This window comes from Singulisphaera sp. GP187, assembly GCF_900129635.1.
In the GTDB taxonomy this organism is placed as follows: domain Bacteria; phylum Planctomycetota; class Planctomycetia; order Isosphaerales; family Isosphaeraceae; genus Singulisphaera.
Map to the genome: position 1 here is coordinate 100,857 of NZ_FSRB01000002.1, position 12,701 is coordinate 113,557.

The following is a 12,701-nucleotide window of genomic DNA, read 5'->3' on the forward strand; positions in this document are numbered from 1 at the left end:
GGAAGGTCGATTCACCCTCATGGACAGCAGGCCCGCCGGGGAAGTCGTCGTGAAAATCAGTGTCCTGTCATACGAGCCCGTGTTCCGGCTGGACGAGCTGGATCGTCGCATGGGGGTTGCCAAGGCCCTCGGTTATCAAGGGATCGAGCTTGTCGCCACGCATCCGCTGGGTTACACGATCGATGAGGTGATCGCTCTCACCGAGCGTCATCAGCTCCCAGTCGTTTCGCTCTTGTCGGGCTGGTCGTACTCGAATGAAGGACTCTGTCTGTCGAGCCCCGACGCGCGGCTGCGCGCCCGCGCCCAGGAACGGCTGAAACGCTATGTGGAGCTGGCGAGCCGGCTCCGTTCGGTGCTGGTGGTGGGACAGATGCAGGGGCTCCGGTCGGACGAGCCGGACGAGGCGAAGGCGAATGAGCGGATCGCAGAGGGCTTGAAGGGAGTGGCCGACGCGGCCGAGCGGGCCGGCGTCTCGGTCGTCATCGAGCCGGTCAACCATTTTCAGGTGGGGTTCAACCATACGGCCGACGCGGCCAGGGCTATGGCCGACCGGGTCGGTTCGCCTGCGCTGAGTTACATGCTCGACACGATCCACATGAACATCGAGGAGCGGTCAATCGTCGGCACGATCCAAGATCATGGCCCACGGATCAGGCATTTCCATCTCTGTGAGACGAACGGCGGCCCCTTCGGGAGCGGCGGCCTCGATTTTCCCGGCGTTCTGGCGGCGTTGGAGCAGACCGGCTACGATCGCTTCATCTCCGTCAAGGTCTACCGCGAGGTTGATTTCGACACCGCGGCCCGCGGTTCGGCGGAGTTCCTCCGCCAGGTCAGGGGCAGGCTTGGCTGACCGTTGCGAACCGGAGCGGGATCGATGCGTTCCATGGCGGTGATCGAGATCGACGGTACGAAGGTTGCCCCCAACGGGGGGCGTTACCGGGTCCTGGCTGCTGCGTGCGGCCTGGCAGTGATCACCTACATCCACCGGGTCGGGTTTGCCACTGCGGCGGCCGAGTTCAAGGGCCCCCTCGGCCTCGATCAACGTCAACTGAGCTACCTCATGGCCGCCTTCATGCTGGCCTACGGGGGCTTCGAGATCCCCTGGGGCTGGCTTGGCGATCGCTTTGGCGTGCGGAACCTCCTGGTCGTCGTCGTTCTAGGTGGCTCGTTGGCGACCGCGGCCCTCTGTCTGTCGACGGCCTTCCCCGCCGGCGCGATGGCCCTGGGGTACTTGCTCGCCCTGCGGTTTCTGTTCGGGATGTTTCAGGCCGGGACGTTTCCGTCGATCTCACGGATGACGGCCGATTGGATGCCAGGGACCGAGCGGGGCGCGGCGCAGGGACTCGTCTGGACGGCGAGCCGACTGGGGGGCGCGCTCTCGCCCCTTTTGGTGGTGCAACTGACCCTCCATTTAGGAAGTTGGCAAGCCGCGATCGTGGTGATCTCTCTCCTCGGCGGCGTCTGGTGCCTCGCCTTCTGGCCCTGGTTCCGCAACAGGCCGACCACCACGATGGAGGTCAACGTTCCTCAACCCGACCGGCTCGGGGCCGGACGGATGGTCCGGTCGGGGAGCGTCTGGGCCTTGTGCTTGATGTACGGGTGCCTGGGTTATAGCGGGAATTTCTTCCTCACGCTTTTACCCGACTACCTCCGAACGAATCGCGGGCTGTCGCCTGGCACCGCACAATGGCTGTCGTCGTTACCTTTCGCCTGCGGGGTCATCGCCTGCTTTGCTGGAGGAGCCATTTCCGACGCGATCATTCGCTGCACCGGCGACAGGACGAGGGGCCGTCGCCTCGTGGGCGCGGCAGGCATGGCTCTGGCCGCGTCGGCCATCCTGGCCACAATCTGGGTGCGCGACACTCGCGCTCTGGGCTTCTTGCTCTGCCTCACATTCTTCGGCAACGATCTGGCGATGGCACCTGCCTGGTCCGCCGCGGCCGACCTGGGCGGGCGCCTCGCCGGGACACTGGGAGGCGCGATGAACATGCTCGCCAACCTTTCGTCGGCCGTTGCCTCGCTGCTGAGCGGCTACCTCCTCCACAAGGGTCACGTCCAGGTTCCCTTCGTTGTGTTCGCGGTCGTGTACGCCGCGGGCGCGCTCTGCTGGTTCCGTATCGATCTGGACAGGCCAGTGGTCGGGTGAGCAAAGCGGCTCTGTAGACACTTCAGGAGTAGGCCCGATGTTCGATTTCACGGGACGCGTGGCGATGGTGACGGGGGCCGCGCGTGGACTCGGCCGGGCGATCGCCCTCGGGTTTGCCCGTGGGGGCGCGGTCGTGTCACTCACCGACCGGGATGGCGACGGGGTCGAAGAGGTCGCGCGGACGATCCGGCAAGCCGGAGGTCTCGCAACGGCCTATGCGTGCGACGTTGCGGACGCAGACCAGGTGCGGCTTACCGTCGAGGCCACCGAGTCCAGCCTCGGCCCGATCGACGTCCTCGTCAACAACGCCGGGATCACCCGACGGATCGCCCTTTTCGACTGGCGCCCCGAGGACTGGGATGAAGTGATCCGCGTCAATCAGATCGGGACATTCCTCGTCGCCCGTGAGGTTGGCAGGCACATGGTTGGTCGTGGGAAGGGGAGCATCATCAACATGTCCGCTCTGGGTGGCGGTCTCGTCGGCCTGGGCCGTGGCAACGCGATCTATTGCGCCACGAAGGGAGCCGTTGCGGCAATGACTCGCGACCTGGCCGCGGAATGGGCCCCGTTCGGCATCCGCGTCAACTGCGTGGCTCCGGGTTGGTTCCGGACCGAGATGACCGCCCCACTCGTGAAGAACGAGGCGCTCACGGCCCGCATCCTCGACCGCGTCCCGCTGGGCCGTCTGGGCGAACCCGAGGACGTCGTGGGCCCGGTCCTCTTCCTCGCCTCCGACGCCTCTGCGATGATCACTGGTCATACTCTGCCGATCGACGGTGGGGTATCCACCATCGTGCGACTGAGCAGTGAGCCGGTCGTCGACTGAACGGCAAATCGACGTCACCGAGTCAATCTGAAGGTGCGGTTCGCCGCCAACGCCGCCTCTGGAGATCACCTATCGCGAAAGCAAGCAGATCGTCGGGGCGGGCCAGCAGCAGGTGAGGTTCTTGTGGGCGAGCATCGGTGCGTTCCACGTCTGCCTGTAGACATTCACGTTGACCGACGCGTGGGCCTGGGGCCGGAGAGAGGATGAGTTGGTGGACCGCTCGGGCTCGCCGTGGGACAGACCGTCACGCCGCCCGAGCCACGCGGACAAGCGTCGGGCGCTGCTGGGCGAGGAAATCCGTGCGATTCTACGAAAATCATTGCATGCAATTTTAATATCACCTTGTTTTAAGCGTTTGCCCCGCGAACTGTTACGCGAATCGAGTGCAACAAAATCACTATAAGTCATAAATCAGAATTAGGGCGACACACAAAACAATACCACTAGCAATTCGCCACTGATGCGATGCACAATCAAATACGACAATCAATTAAATAACACTATAAGCATTCTTGCGTTTGTTCGATTAGAACCAGGGCTCTACCAGCCGTTCGTCAATTGGGTGACCGAACTCGCCGACGAGTTTCGCCAGCAGTGGGGCGAGAGAGGTTGCATGTTCCACCTACTGTGTGAAACGGCCTCTGCCCTTGCTTCGACTCCCGTGACCAAACCGCTCGGGACGATCCTGGCCGGGTTCTGGTTCGCCTCGATGGCGGATCTGATTGCGGAGATCGGGACATGATCGCCTGCTCCTTCTGCGGCTGCGACTCCGCCATCCACGTGGAAACGCTCTTCCTAACCGGACCCAAGACTGCGATCTGTGAACCGTGCGTGGCGGTTGCGGTACTGGAGATCAGGAAGTGGCGGGGGAAGCAGTGAACGGGGCGAGCGAATGACGAATCATTTCGACCGCCCCATCGGTTTGGTTTACTGGAGATTGAAGTGCTTCGCCAGATCCCGAAGGCCTTCCTTGGTTTTGCCTCTTGCCTTGATCTTATCGGCAATCTCGGTGGCCAGCTTCCTAAGCCCGGCTAGGTCCGCTGGAGGCGGCAGCAGGCAAGCCACGGATACGCCCGGCTGCCCAGCACCCGGCGCGACGCCAAAGCTCTTTAACAGCCCGTCCGTCGAATCGCTGGCATCCTTCGTGTCGCCGTAGTTCTCGGACCCGGCGCGGACACGGCAATCGCGCGGGTCGAAGACGCCGTAGCGGACCCCAACGGCCACGTCTGCGTCAGCGTAATCGTACTGCTGGACGAGCGAAACAATCTGGTTAGCGCTCCATGCGGCGTTGAGGTAGATGGCAAGGTCGATCAGGGCGGCGATATGTAGATCGGTCGACCCGGTCTCAGTGCCGAGCGACCCGACCGGTAACGCGTCCAGAGCGGCAGCAACGGCCGGGTGATGGATCCGGGTCAGGAGGCCGGTCACGGAGTCGTCGGGAAGGTAATCGCCCTCCAGGTCGAGTAGTTCTTCGAGTTCAAACAATTTCGGGGGGTCCGTCACCTCCTCGAGATCCTCTTTGAGCTTGGCGAAGGTCAGGACCGCCGCGGTTACCGCCCCGCAATCGGAATGGCCCAAGGCGACGATCAGACGGAGGGGTTTCTTGGTGAGGTCGACTGAAGGTGTCGGTTTCGTCGGGCCCTTGGGCTTTTGCGGCTTTAACGCTGCAAAACTGAGCAACGAGTAATGGAGGCTGCCCGAGCAGTCCGGGCCGAGCGTGTTTCCCGCGATCCGAGAAATGTAGAGGTCGTCAAAGCCCTGGGTGAACAGTAGTTCGACCGGCGCGCGGGCGTCGACGCAGCCGAGGACCGCCGCGAAAGGAAGCTGTGCCGGGAAACCGGACGGTTTTGGGATGCCGCCGATCTCACGCAGTGCGAGGGGGACCTCCACCGGACGCGGTTTGTCGTGGCCTTTGCACTGGGCGATGAAGTCGGCGAATTTCTCGTTCCCTTTGCACAGCTTTTTGACCGCATCGTCGGCATTGTCCGGCTTCTTTCGCGAGGGGTCCTGCTTTGGCTGTTTAGGCAGCTGAGACCGATCGAAGGAGTAGATTAACTCGATTGTTCCGGAACCGGTTCCCGTCGCGGCGGGTTCTGCTGCTTTTTGGGCTTCTACGGCATTCTTGGTCATCATTCCTCCCCTCGACATGGGTAACTGAATCGGATATCTCATCACTCGACCGATCTGTTTGCAAGGAGTAGCCAAGAAAGGGAGAATCGACGTCCGCTTGAGACCGAAATCGGGCACCGATATGATCTTGGAACGAACCCTCGACTTTGAGCGAACCCAATGATGAACCGGCATCCCGGTCCCCATCTTGGCGGCAATAAATCCGCTATACCGGCGAACACTCTCCATCAGGCCGCTGACGGCCGAGGCAATTCTCCGGTGACTCATGCTCGACCCCATGGTTTCGCTCGCGTTCTCGGTCTATTCCGGCAAGGGTGTCTATTCGGCCCTGCTGGGCTCTGGTGTCTCGCGTTCATCCGGCATACCGACCGGCTGGGAAATCACCCAGGAGCTGGCCAAGAAACTCGCAACCCTTTCTGACGCGGCCACGGAGGACACGCTTGACTGGTATCGGACCGTGTTCAAACAGGAGCCTGACTACTCGGTTCTGCTTGAGCAGATCGCCAAAATGACCGGCGACCGCCACTTCACGCTTCGGCCCTATTTCGAGCCGACGCCGGAGGAATTGGAGGAGGGGAAGAAGGTCCCGACGGCCGCACACAAGGAGATCGCCGACCTCGTACTGAAGGGCTACATCCACGTCATCGTCGCCACGAACTTCGATCGCCTCATGGAGCAGGCGCTAGGTGCCGTTGGCGTGACGCCGAACGTTGTGGCGAACGCGGACCAGGTCAAGGGAATGGTGCCGCTGGTTCATTCCAGATGCACGATCATCAAGGTGCATGGGGACTACACCGACATCCGCATCAAGAACACGCTCGGCGAGCTGGCCGCCTATGAAAAAGAGATGAACCGAATCCTCGACCAGGTGTTCGACGAGTACGGGCTGATCGTCTGTGGCTGGTCGGCCGACTGGGATGAGGCCTTGCGTGCAGCCATCGAGAGGTGTCCAAACCGGCGGTTCACGACCTATTGGTCCGCGTACAGCGGTGTCTCGGGCAAAGCCGAGGCAATCTGCGTCCAGCGAGCTGCCCAGATCATCCGGGGCATGGGGGCCGACGCGTTCTTTGGTCAGTTCAAGGAGAAAATCGAGGCGATGGAGGCATGGACGTCTCCCGCCACCCCCTCACCAAGCAAATGGCCGTGGCATCGGTCAAGAAATACATATCCGAGGAACGCTTCCGACCCCGGCTCCATGACCTGTTCATAGGTGAAGCCGAGAAGGTATAGTGGCCCCCAGATTTCGGACCACTCGGTAAGTTATCATTGAGGTAGGTCTTACCGAGGGCGAAGCATGGGACAAATCCGCAAGCGACACTCGGCGGCGTTCAAGGCGAAGGTCGCCTTGGAAGCTGCCAAGCAGGACAAGACGATCTCCGAACTGGCCAAGCAGCACCAGATTCATCCGGTGCAGATCAGCCAGTGGAAGAAGCAACTCCTGGACGGCCTGGAGGGCCTCTTCGAGAACGGGTCGGCCGCCCGCCGGCCCGACCAGGAGAAGCTCCAGACCGAATTGTACAAGCAGATCGGGCGGCTCCAGATGGAGCTGGCCTGGGTGAAAAAAAATCTGCCTTGTGAGGTCGAGGTCAAAAGAGCCTTGATCGAATCCACGCATCCTCAGTTGAGTGTTCGTCGCCAATGTGAGTTGCTGGGACTCAATCGATCGAGCTTCTACTACGAGCCGGCGACGGAGACCCTCGAGAACCTGAGCCTGATAAGGCGGATCGACGAGCAATATCTCAAGACGCCGTTCTACGGCAGCCGCCGCATGACGGCCTGGCTGTCGAGGCAGGGAGAGGAGGTCAACCGCAAACGCGTGAGCCGCCTGATGGAATTGATGGGTTTGGAAGCGCTTCATCCCGGGCCTCGAACCACGACGCGGAACCCTGACCACAAGGATTACCCGTACTTGCTTCGAGACCTGACGATCGAGCGACGCAATCAGGTTTGGTCCACCGACGTGACGTACCTCCCGCTCAACCAGGGCTTCATGTTCCTGGCGGCGGTGATCGACTGGCACAGCCGGTTCGTGCTCTCTTGGCGGCTGTCGAACACGCTCGACGGTCGGTTCTGCCTGGAGGCGTTGAATGCGGCGTTGGAGGGAGGACGCCCCGAGATCTTCAACACCGACCAGGGCGTGCAGTTCACGGCGCGGGCCTTCACCGGCCGGCTTGAGGCGGAAGGGATCGCCGTGAGCATGGACGGACGCGGGAGGGCGTTGGACAACGTGTTCGTCGAGCGGCTGTGGCGGTCTCTTAAATACGAGGACATTTATTTGAAAGCCTATCGCAGTGTCAGAGAGCTGGAAGCCGGCCTTGAAGGGTGGTTTGCGTTTTACAACCACGAGCGTTTGCACCAGAGCTTGGCCTATCGCACGCCCGCCGAGGTCTACCATGGGGCCGAACCGGTCGGGCCTTGAGAGGGGAGAGCGGGGTGGAGTCCCACGTTCGTTCCGGCCACCGATTGCGTGCCGAGCCGGTCGGGCCTTGAGAGGGGAGAGCGGGGCCGAAGCATAACTTAAAAACCGGGCCGAGTGGTCTGGACATTGGGGACCACTTCACCAAGAAGTGACCCTTTACACATAAGATGCCGCTTGCCAAACCGGGCATAACGCGAATCTCTCCGACTACGTATTGACGATGAAGTTCGGGTCCGATCCTTCTGAAGTTTTACGCCGGATGATGAAGGACAGGATGGAGGGGCAGTGATTGACTATGGTCCCGGGTCAATTCATTCTTGCTCTGCGATCACGGCGGCCGTCATCTCGATGATTTGATCTTAAATCCACGTCAAGCCCTTTTGTTCGAAGTCCTCACGAGAACAATGCTCTGTGCCGTCATGAACAAGATGAGGAATACGCTGCTTTCGCACGGAAGCCTGAGCCCGCATTATGATGATCCCGTCGTCGTCATTAAACAAGAGCGCCACCGCGATCTCAAACTTGTCCGAATCCAGCTTCGACCAGTAAGCACGACGTCCTCTGTCTTCGTTGCTCACCTGGCCTGCCCGCAACTCCGCTTGGGCAGCTCCGAGCATTTCGGAGAAGTTCGCGTCGCGATACTTCCTCGCGTCAGGTAACCACTCATCCCTCTTTCGCTCGATTTCCTCTAGGCCGTGTGGACAATATCTGCGAGTTCTTCGTAGGAAGGGTAATCAGTTTCGCGGTTCCGCACCCTACGGGCACTCAACCATGCGTCGCCATGAAATAGCAGATGAACACTGGGAACGCATCAAGGATTTCCTGCCTGGCCAAGTTGGCGACCCCCGGCGTGACCGCCTCGGACAACCGTCTCTTTGTCAACGCCGTCCTCTGGATCACCAAGACCGGGGCTCCCTGGCGTGATTTTCCCGAACGCTTCGGGAACTGGAATTCGGTCTGGAGGCGGTTCGATCGCTGGTCCGCCAAGGGCGTTTGGCTCCGGATCTTCGAGGAGTTGAATGACACCGACTTGGAGTGGCTCATCCTCGACAGCACCGTGATTCGAGCCCACCAGCACGCCGCTGGGGCGAAAAAAAGGGGGCCCCGATCAGGCGTTGGGGCGCTCTCGGGGCGGGTTCGGGACCAAGCTGCACATCGCCGTCGACGGGCTGGGAAACCCCGTCGAGTTCATACTGACCGGGGGGACAGGTAGCCGACATCAGCCAGGGCAAGGCCCTGATCGAAGCTCATGAATTCAAAGCGGTGATCGCCGACAAAGGATATGATGGAGATAATTTTGTTGCGGCGATCGAGGCCCATAATGCGGCCGCGGTGATCCCGCCGAAAAAGAATCGGATTTTCAAACGAGAGTACGACAAGCATATTTACAAGGAACGCAATCTTGCGGAGCGTTTCATCAGTCGAATCAAGCAGTATCGTCGTGTTGCGACCCGGTACGAGAAGACGGCCCGCAACTTCCTGGGGGTCGTTCACGTGGCTGCAATCATGGCATTGCTGCTTTAGCCCAGGCTCCGCATACTACCCAGGTATTGTCCACACGGCCTAAACCTACGATGAGGGCCGCTTCGTGCCGACCACGTTGACACCGCTGCCGATGACAAGGTCGTGGTGATAGGCCCAATCGTAGAGGCGGCCGGACCGGGCCGGGGGGAGGACGACGAGGTCGTCGAAACCCTCTTCGGTGAACCAGGCCTGGAGTTCCGCGACCGTGTGGTGCGACTGATAGCGCGGGGCATACCAGTCGAAGCTATCGCACACGCGGAGCGTCCAGTCGGGGTGATTCGAGAAGTTCGCAACCTTGTTGAGGGTTCGGTTGAGGACCGGGATGCCGCCGAGCACGCCCAGCGCGACGCAGCAAGGTTCGAGCACGCGGGCCGGGAGCCGAGTGGTCGCAGCGCGGAGCGCGGAATTGATCCACTCCTGGGGGGGGATGTTCTGGCGATAGAGCCAGACCGCCAGCCGGCCTCCCGGTTTGACGCGGGCGGCCACCTGAGCGAACGCCCGCCGCGGGTCGGGGCTGTGGTGCATCACGCCGATCGAGAACGCGACGTCGAACTGCTGCTCGGCCAGCGGAAGGTCGAGCAGGTCCCCCTGGACGATCGAGACGCCAGGCAGGTCGGCACAGAGTTCGGCGGCCTTCTCGACGGCCGTGCTGAGGTCGACCCCGACCACCGTCGCCCCATGGCGACCCGCCAGCCGGGCATAGCGCCCACCGCCGCAGCCGGCATCGAGCACGAGCTGGCCCGCAAGTGAGGCCGGAGCGATCCCGGTCTTGACCAGGAAGGTCGCCTCGTCCTCATCGTCACGCGCCACGTCGTAGCGGTTCCACTGCCTCCCGAAACTGGCCGCGTACGACTCCTCGGTGAATCGAGGAATCCCTCGCACCACGGGGTAGACCTTGCCACAGCCGCGGCACCGCAATTGGGGCGGTTCGCCCGCATTTTCGAGCGACTCGCGACAGCCGGGACAGCGGACAATATTCAGCAGGGCGGCGTTCATCGAACCATTCTAACGAGCGGCCGACCGAGCGTCACGCTCGAGAATGTCCGGGCGTCAGAATGTTGGGTTTCCGCCAATCATCGCATCCTTAATTACGTTACAACAGCATTCATCGAATCGAGATCCCAGGCGTTGGGCACGGCCCTGGTCAATCGTCCTGGATCTCGACGCCCTGTTTCTTGGCGGCTCGCTTGATCCGGCCCTTGATCGTCTTGACCTCGTCTTTGGTGTACTTGGCGGCATTGTCCGCGTGGTTGATGTAGCTCCACGCCGCGCGAACATGCTCGGGGGTGTCGACGGGGTACTTCTTGTTCACGGGGTCTGCGAACTCGACGTCCCCATATTCATGCTCGCCCCGCTCGGGGTTCACATCATCTCGTCGTTGAATCCGTGCGACCATGGCTTGTCTCCCCTCGTGCTGGCTCGAGTGCCCCAATGGATTCGCGAAACCTGGCCCCGCCCATCGGGTCGGGAGCCAGATTCGCATTCAAGCTCCCCTGGGGATTCAAGACGTAGCAATCAGCGCGCCATCGCAGTCGCAACGGGTCGATGTGAGCGCCCCCCTGCCCTGACATTCAGGCCGCCGCGAACTTGACGGACCAACCCACGGCGTCGGGTTCGATGAACCGGACGAGTTGTTCGCCTTCCTCGGCGAGCTCGGCCTTCGCGGGCTTCGCCAGCGCCGTGAACGGCGAGAGGGTCAGGCAGGCCGCTTTCTTGGCGATCATCACCTTCCAGGTGCCGGCGACAAAGCCGTCGACCAGGAACGTCGGCAGGACGAGCAAGTTCTTGGTGGTGACCCGCGGCCGGTATTCGTCGGCGATGATGCGCGTCCGGTCGGCGTGTGACAGGATGATGTTGTCGAAGCCGGGGAGAAACCGCACCGGCGCGGGGGTCTCTTCCGGCGGCCGGGGGGCCTCGGGCAAGTCGAATAGCTCGCGTTTCCGGTCGTCGCGAAACGTCTTGAGCCGGGGCCGAAGGGCTTCGAGCTGGTCGCGAACCCCGGTGAGGCCGGACCAGGCCTGAACGTCCACCGCCGCCGCCGGGCCGAAACCGGCGAGGTAGCGTAAGACGAGCTCCTGCGCCGGCACGCCGGGACCGGGAACCGTGCCGAGCCACGATTCGGCCGTCGCGAAGTCGGGGTCGGCTCGATACCCCCATGAGGAGTCGTCGGGCACCGCGACCAAGGGGAGGTGCGTCCGGACCGCAAAGCCCATCGCACGCTCATCGGCCTCCGGGACCGTTTCCAGAAGCGCGGTCCGGAGCTCGGTGAACGTCCGGGGCCGCTCGTGGAACACCGCGCGGGCCGCGGTCGTCAGCCCTTCGACATCCAGGCCCTCGAGCCGATCGCGGAGCACCGCGCGCATCCCGGCGCTGAGCATCGGCTGGAGTGTGCCGCGAATCCTCAAATAATCGGCCGCGCTCATCAGATGGAGGGTGCCGCGCATCAAGGTCGAGCGCACGACCGCGCGGTCATGGAGCAACCGCCAGAGCGACTCACGCTCGAAGCCGGCAATTCGAGTCCAGAGCCCGATAAACGGAGGCTGCGGCTGCTGGGCCTGCAAGCCGACCAGGCGCTCGACCGCAACCAGCGGAGCAACGGCTTCACGGGCGAGCATCATCTGCCGGGCCAGCAACGCCCGATTCAGCGCGGTTCGGGAAAGTGTCTCGGGTTTCATCCCGGAAGCATAAGAAAAAGGCGTGACGTTGCGAAGCTCAACCACGCCCGCAACCGCCTCATCCGCAACGGCAGGTCGCCAAAGGGGGGATCACGTGCCAGACCGAATCATCGTCCGGCACATTCCCTTCAGAATTCTCTGTCTCGACGACAGGCGAGGGCCGGGTCAGCGAGCGGCGAGCTTCGCCGCAATCTGGGCGACGTGGCGCCCCTGGAACCGGGCGATGGCCAGTTCGTTCGCCGTCGGGGTGCGTTCGCCACGCGGGCCGGCGATGGTCGAGGCGCCATACGGCGACCCGCCCGTGATCTCATCCAGGTTCAGAAGCTCCTTCGCCGAATAGGGCACACCGGCGACCACCATCCCCTGGTGATAGAAGAACGTATGCATGTGGACCAGGGTCGTCTCCTGGCCACCGTGCTGGCTTGCGGTGGAGGTGAAGGCGCTACCCACCTTGCCGATGAGCGTCCCCTTGACCCAGTGGCCGCCGGTCGCGTCCAGGAACGCCTGCATCTGGGCGGTCGCGGAGCCGTAGCGGGTGGGAGATCCAAGGATGATCCCGTCCGCATCGGCCAGGGCGTGGGGGTCGGCGACCGGCACGTGAGCGAACGACTTCTTGGCATCCACGGCCCCCATCTTTTCGAGCACCTCGGTGGGAAGCGTCTCGGCGACCTGGGCCAAGAGCACCTCCACGTCGGGGACTTCCCGCGCGCCCTCGGCAATCGCCACGGCGAGCTGATAGACGTGGGTGTAGAGGCTGTGGAACACCACCTGGATTTTCACTGGCATCGGACTCTCCCTCGCAAGATCCATGAATGAGTCGCCGAAATCCGTTCTACCCTAATCGCACCAAAGCGGCGAGAGTACCGCCCCGCTTCGAGTCCAGGACCGGAATCGGCCTTGAGGGAGACCGATGGCGAAGTCATGATCGTGGGGCCTCTCGGGCGTTTTCCCCTTTTTTTGGGATCAGGCATGAGCCCCCGT

General features: G+C 62.3%; 12 protein-coding genes and 1 pseudogene. 8 read left to right on the plus strand and 5 right to left on the minus strand.

Annotation, left to right across the window (positions count from 1 at the left end; genetic code table 11):
- Window positions 1-19 precede the first annotated feature (19 nt).
- The 4 genes from BUS42_RS24900 to BUS42_RS46060 all read left to right on the plus strand — a co-directional run bounded on the left by BUS42_RS24900 (window position 20) and on the right by BUS42_RS46060 (window position 3,714).
- A complete protein-coding gene (locus tag BUS42_RS24900; protein ID WP_074311568.1) occupies window positions 20-850 on the plus strand; it encodes a sugar phosphate isomerase/epimerase family protein in 831 nt (276 codons plus the stop codon).
- A 24-nt stretch (window positions 851-874) separates the two neighbouring features.
- Window positions 875-2,146 carry an MFS transporter gene (locus BUS42_RS24905; protein WP_083670609.1) on the plus strand — a complete coding sequence of 424 codons (1,272 nt, stop codon included), beginning with the start codon at window positions 875-877 and terminating at the stop codon, window positions 2,144-2,146.
- Window positions 2,147-2,183: 37 nt separating this feature from the next.
- Window positions 2,184-2,972: an SDR family NAD(P)-dependent oxidoreductase gene (locus BUS42_RS24910; RefSeq protein WP_074311572.1), complete on the plus strand. Its 789-nt coding sequence runs from the start codon at window positions 2,184-2,186 to the stop codon at window positions 2,970-2,972.
- Between the two features lie 613 nt (window positions 2,973-3,585).
- Window positions 3,586-3,714 (plus strand): hypothetical protein, encoded by a 129-nt coding sequence (locus BUS42_RS46060; RefSeq protein ID WP_256386206.1) that lies wholly within the window; start codon window positions 3,586-3,588, stop codon window positions 3,712-3,714.
- Between the two features lie 185 nt (window positions 3,715-3,899).
- On the opposite strand, the gene BUS42_RS24925 is transcribed toward BUS42_RS46060, so the two are convergent.
- Entirely contained in the window at window positions 3,900-5,105 is a 1,206-nt protein-coding gene (locus BUS42_RS24925) for a carbonic anhydrase (RefSeq protein ID WP_074311577.1), read from the minus strand.
- 262 nt (window positions 5,106-5,367) lie between these two features.
- Between BUS42_RS24925 and BUS42_RS24930 the strand changes: the two genes are divergently transcribed.
- The 4 genes and pseudogenes from BUS42_RS24930 to BUS42_RS46650 form a co-directional block, all read left to right on the plus strand.
- A complete protein-coding gene (locus BUS42_RS24930) occupies window positions 5,368-6,312 on the plus strand; it encodes an SIR2 family protein (protein WP_074311579.1) in 945 nt (314 codons plus the stop codon).
- Between the two features lie 84 nt (window positions 6,313-6,396).
- The gene (locus BUS42_RS24935; RefSeq protein ID WP_074311581.1) at window positions 6,397-7,521 is read left to right on the plus strand and encodes an IS3 family transposase; all 1,125 of its coding nucleotides are present in this window, start codon (window positions 6,397-6,399) and stop codon (window positions 7,519-7,521) included.
- Between the two features lie 793 nt (window positions 7,522-8,314).
- Window positions 8,315-8,734, plus strand: coding sequence for an IS5 family transposase (locus tag BUS42_RS46645; RefSeq protein ID WP_074311585.1), 420 nt, complete (start codon window positions 8,315-8,317; stop codon window positions 8,732-8,734).
- 2 nt (window positions 8,735-8,736) lie between these two features.
- A pseudogene (locus tag BUS42_RS46650) lies at window positions 8,737-9,045 on the plus strand (transposase); the annotation flags it as partial.
- Between the two features lie 45 nt (window positions 9,046-9,090).
- On the opposite strand, the gene BUS42_RS24955 reads toward BUS42_RS46650, so the two are convergent.
- From BUS42_RS24955 to wrbA, 4 genes are all read right to left on the minus strand, one after another.
- Window positions 9,091-10,041 carry a methyltransferase domain-containing protein gene (locus tag BUS42_RS24955; protein WP_083670613.1) on the minus strand — a complete coding sequence of 317 codons (951 nt, stop codon included), beginning with the start codon at window positions 10,039-10,041 and terminating at the stop codon, window positions 9,091-9,093.
- 148 nt (window positions 10,042-10,189) lie between these two features.
- Window positions 10,190-10,441: a DUF6582 domain-containing protein gene (locus tag BUS42_RS24960; RefSeq protein WP_074311589.1), complete on the minus strand. Its 252-nt coding sequence runs from the start codon at window positions 10,439-10,441 to the stop codon at window positions 10,190-10,192.
- Window positions 10,442-10,616: 175 nt separating this feature from the next.
- Window positions 10,617-11,720, minus strand: coding sequence for a winged helix DNA-binding domain-containing protein (locus BUS42_RS24965; RefSeq protein ID WP_074315279.1), 1,104 nt, complete (start codon window positions 11,718-11,720; stop codon window positions 10,617-10,619).
- A 165-nt stretch (window positions 11,721-11,885) separates the two neighbouring features.
- Window positions 11,886-12,506, minus strand: coding sequence for an NAD(P)H:quinone oxidoreductase (gene wrbA, locus BUS42_RS24970; protein ID WP_074311591.1), 621 nt, complete (start codon window positions 12,504-12,506; stop codon window positions 11,886-11,888).
- Window positions 12,507-12,701: the final 195 nt, after the last annotated feature.

Excerpts from the sequence above, each read along its gene's own strand:
- BUS42_RS24900 (WP_074311568.1), top strand. The coding sequence starts at position 20 with ATGGACAGCAGGCCCGCCGGGGAAGTCGTCGTGAAAATCAGTGTCCTG.
- BUS42_RS24905 (WP_083670609.1), top strand. The coding sequence starts at position 875 with ATGCGTTCCATGGCGGTGATCGAGATCGACGGTACGAAGGTTGCCCCC.
- BUS42_RS24910 (WP_074311572.1), top strand. The coding sequence starts at position 2,184 with ATGTTCGATTTCACGGGACGCGTGGCGATGGTGACGGGGGCCGCGCGT.
- BUS42_RS46060 (WP_256386206.1), top strand. The coding sequence starts at position 3,586 with ATGTTCCACCTACTGTGTGAAACGGCCTCTGCCCTTGCTTCGACTCCC.
- BUS42_RS24925 (WP_074311577.1), bottom strand. The coding sequence starts at position 5,105 with ATGATGACCAAGAATGCCGTAGAAGCCCAAAAAGCAGCAGAACCCGCC.
- BUS42_RS24930 (WP_074311579.1), top strand. The coding sequence starts at position 5,368 with ATGCTCGACCCCATGGTTTCGCTCGCGTTCTCGGTCTATTCCGGCAAG.
- BUS42_RS24935 (WP_074311581.1), top strand. The coding sequence starts at position 6,397 with ATGGGACAAATCCGCAAGCGACACTCGGCGGCGTTCAAGGCGAAGGTC.
- BUS42_RS46645 (WP_074311585.1), top strand. The coding sequence starts at position 8,315 with ATGAACACTGGGAACGCATCAAGGATTTCCTGCCTGGCCAAGTTGGCG.
- BUS42_RS24955 (WP_083670613.1), bottom strand. The coding sequence starts at position 10,041 with ATGAACGCCGCCCTGCTGAATATTGTCCGCTGTCCCGGCTGTCGCGAG.
- BUS42_RS24960 (WP_074311589.1), bottom strand. The coding sequence starts at position 10,441 with ATGGTCGCACGGATTCAACGACGAGATGATGTGAACCCCGAGCGGGGC.
- BUS42_RS24965 (WP_074315279.1), bottom strand. The coding sequence starts at position 11,720 with ATGAAACCCGAGACACTTTCCCGAACCGCGCTGAATCGGGCGTTGCTG.
- wrbA (WP_074311591.1), bottom strand. The coding sequence starts at position 12,506 with ATGCCAGTGAAAATCCAGGTGGTGTTCCACAGCCTCTACACCCACGTC.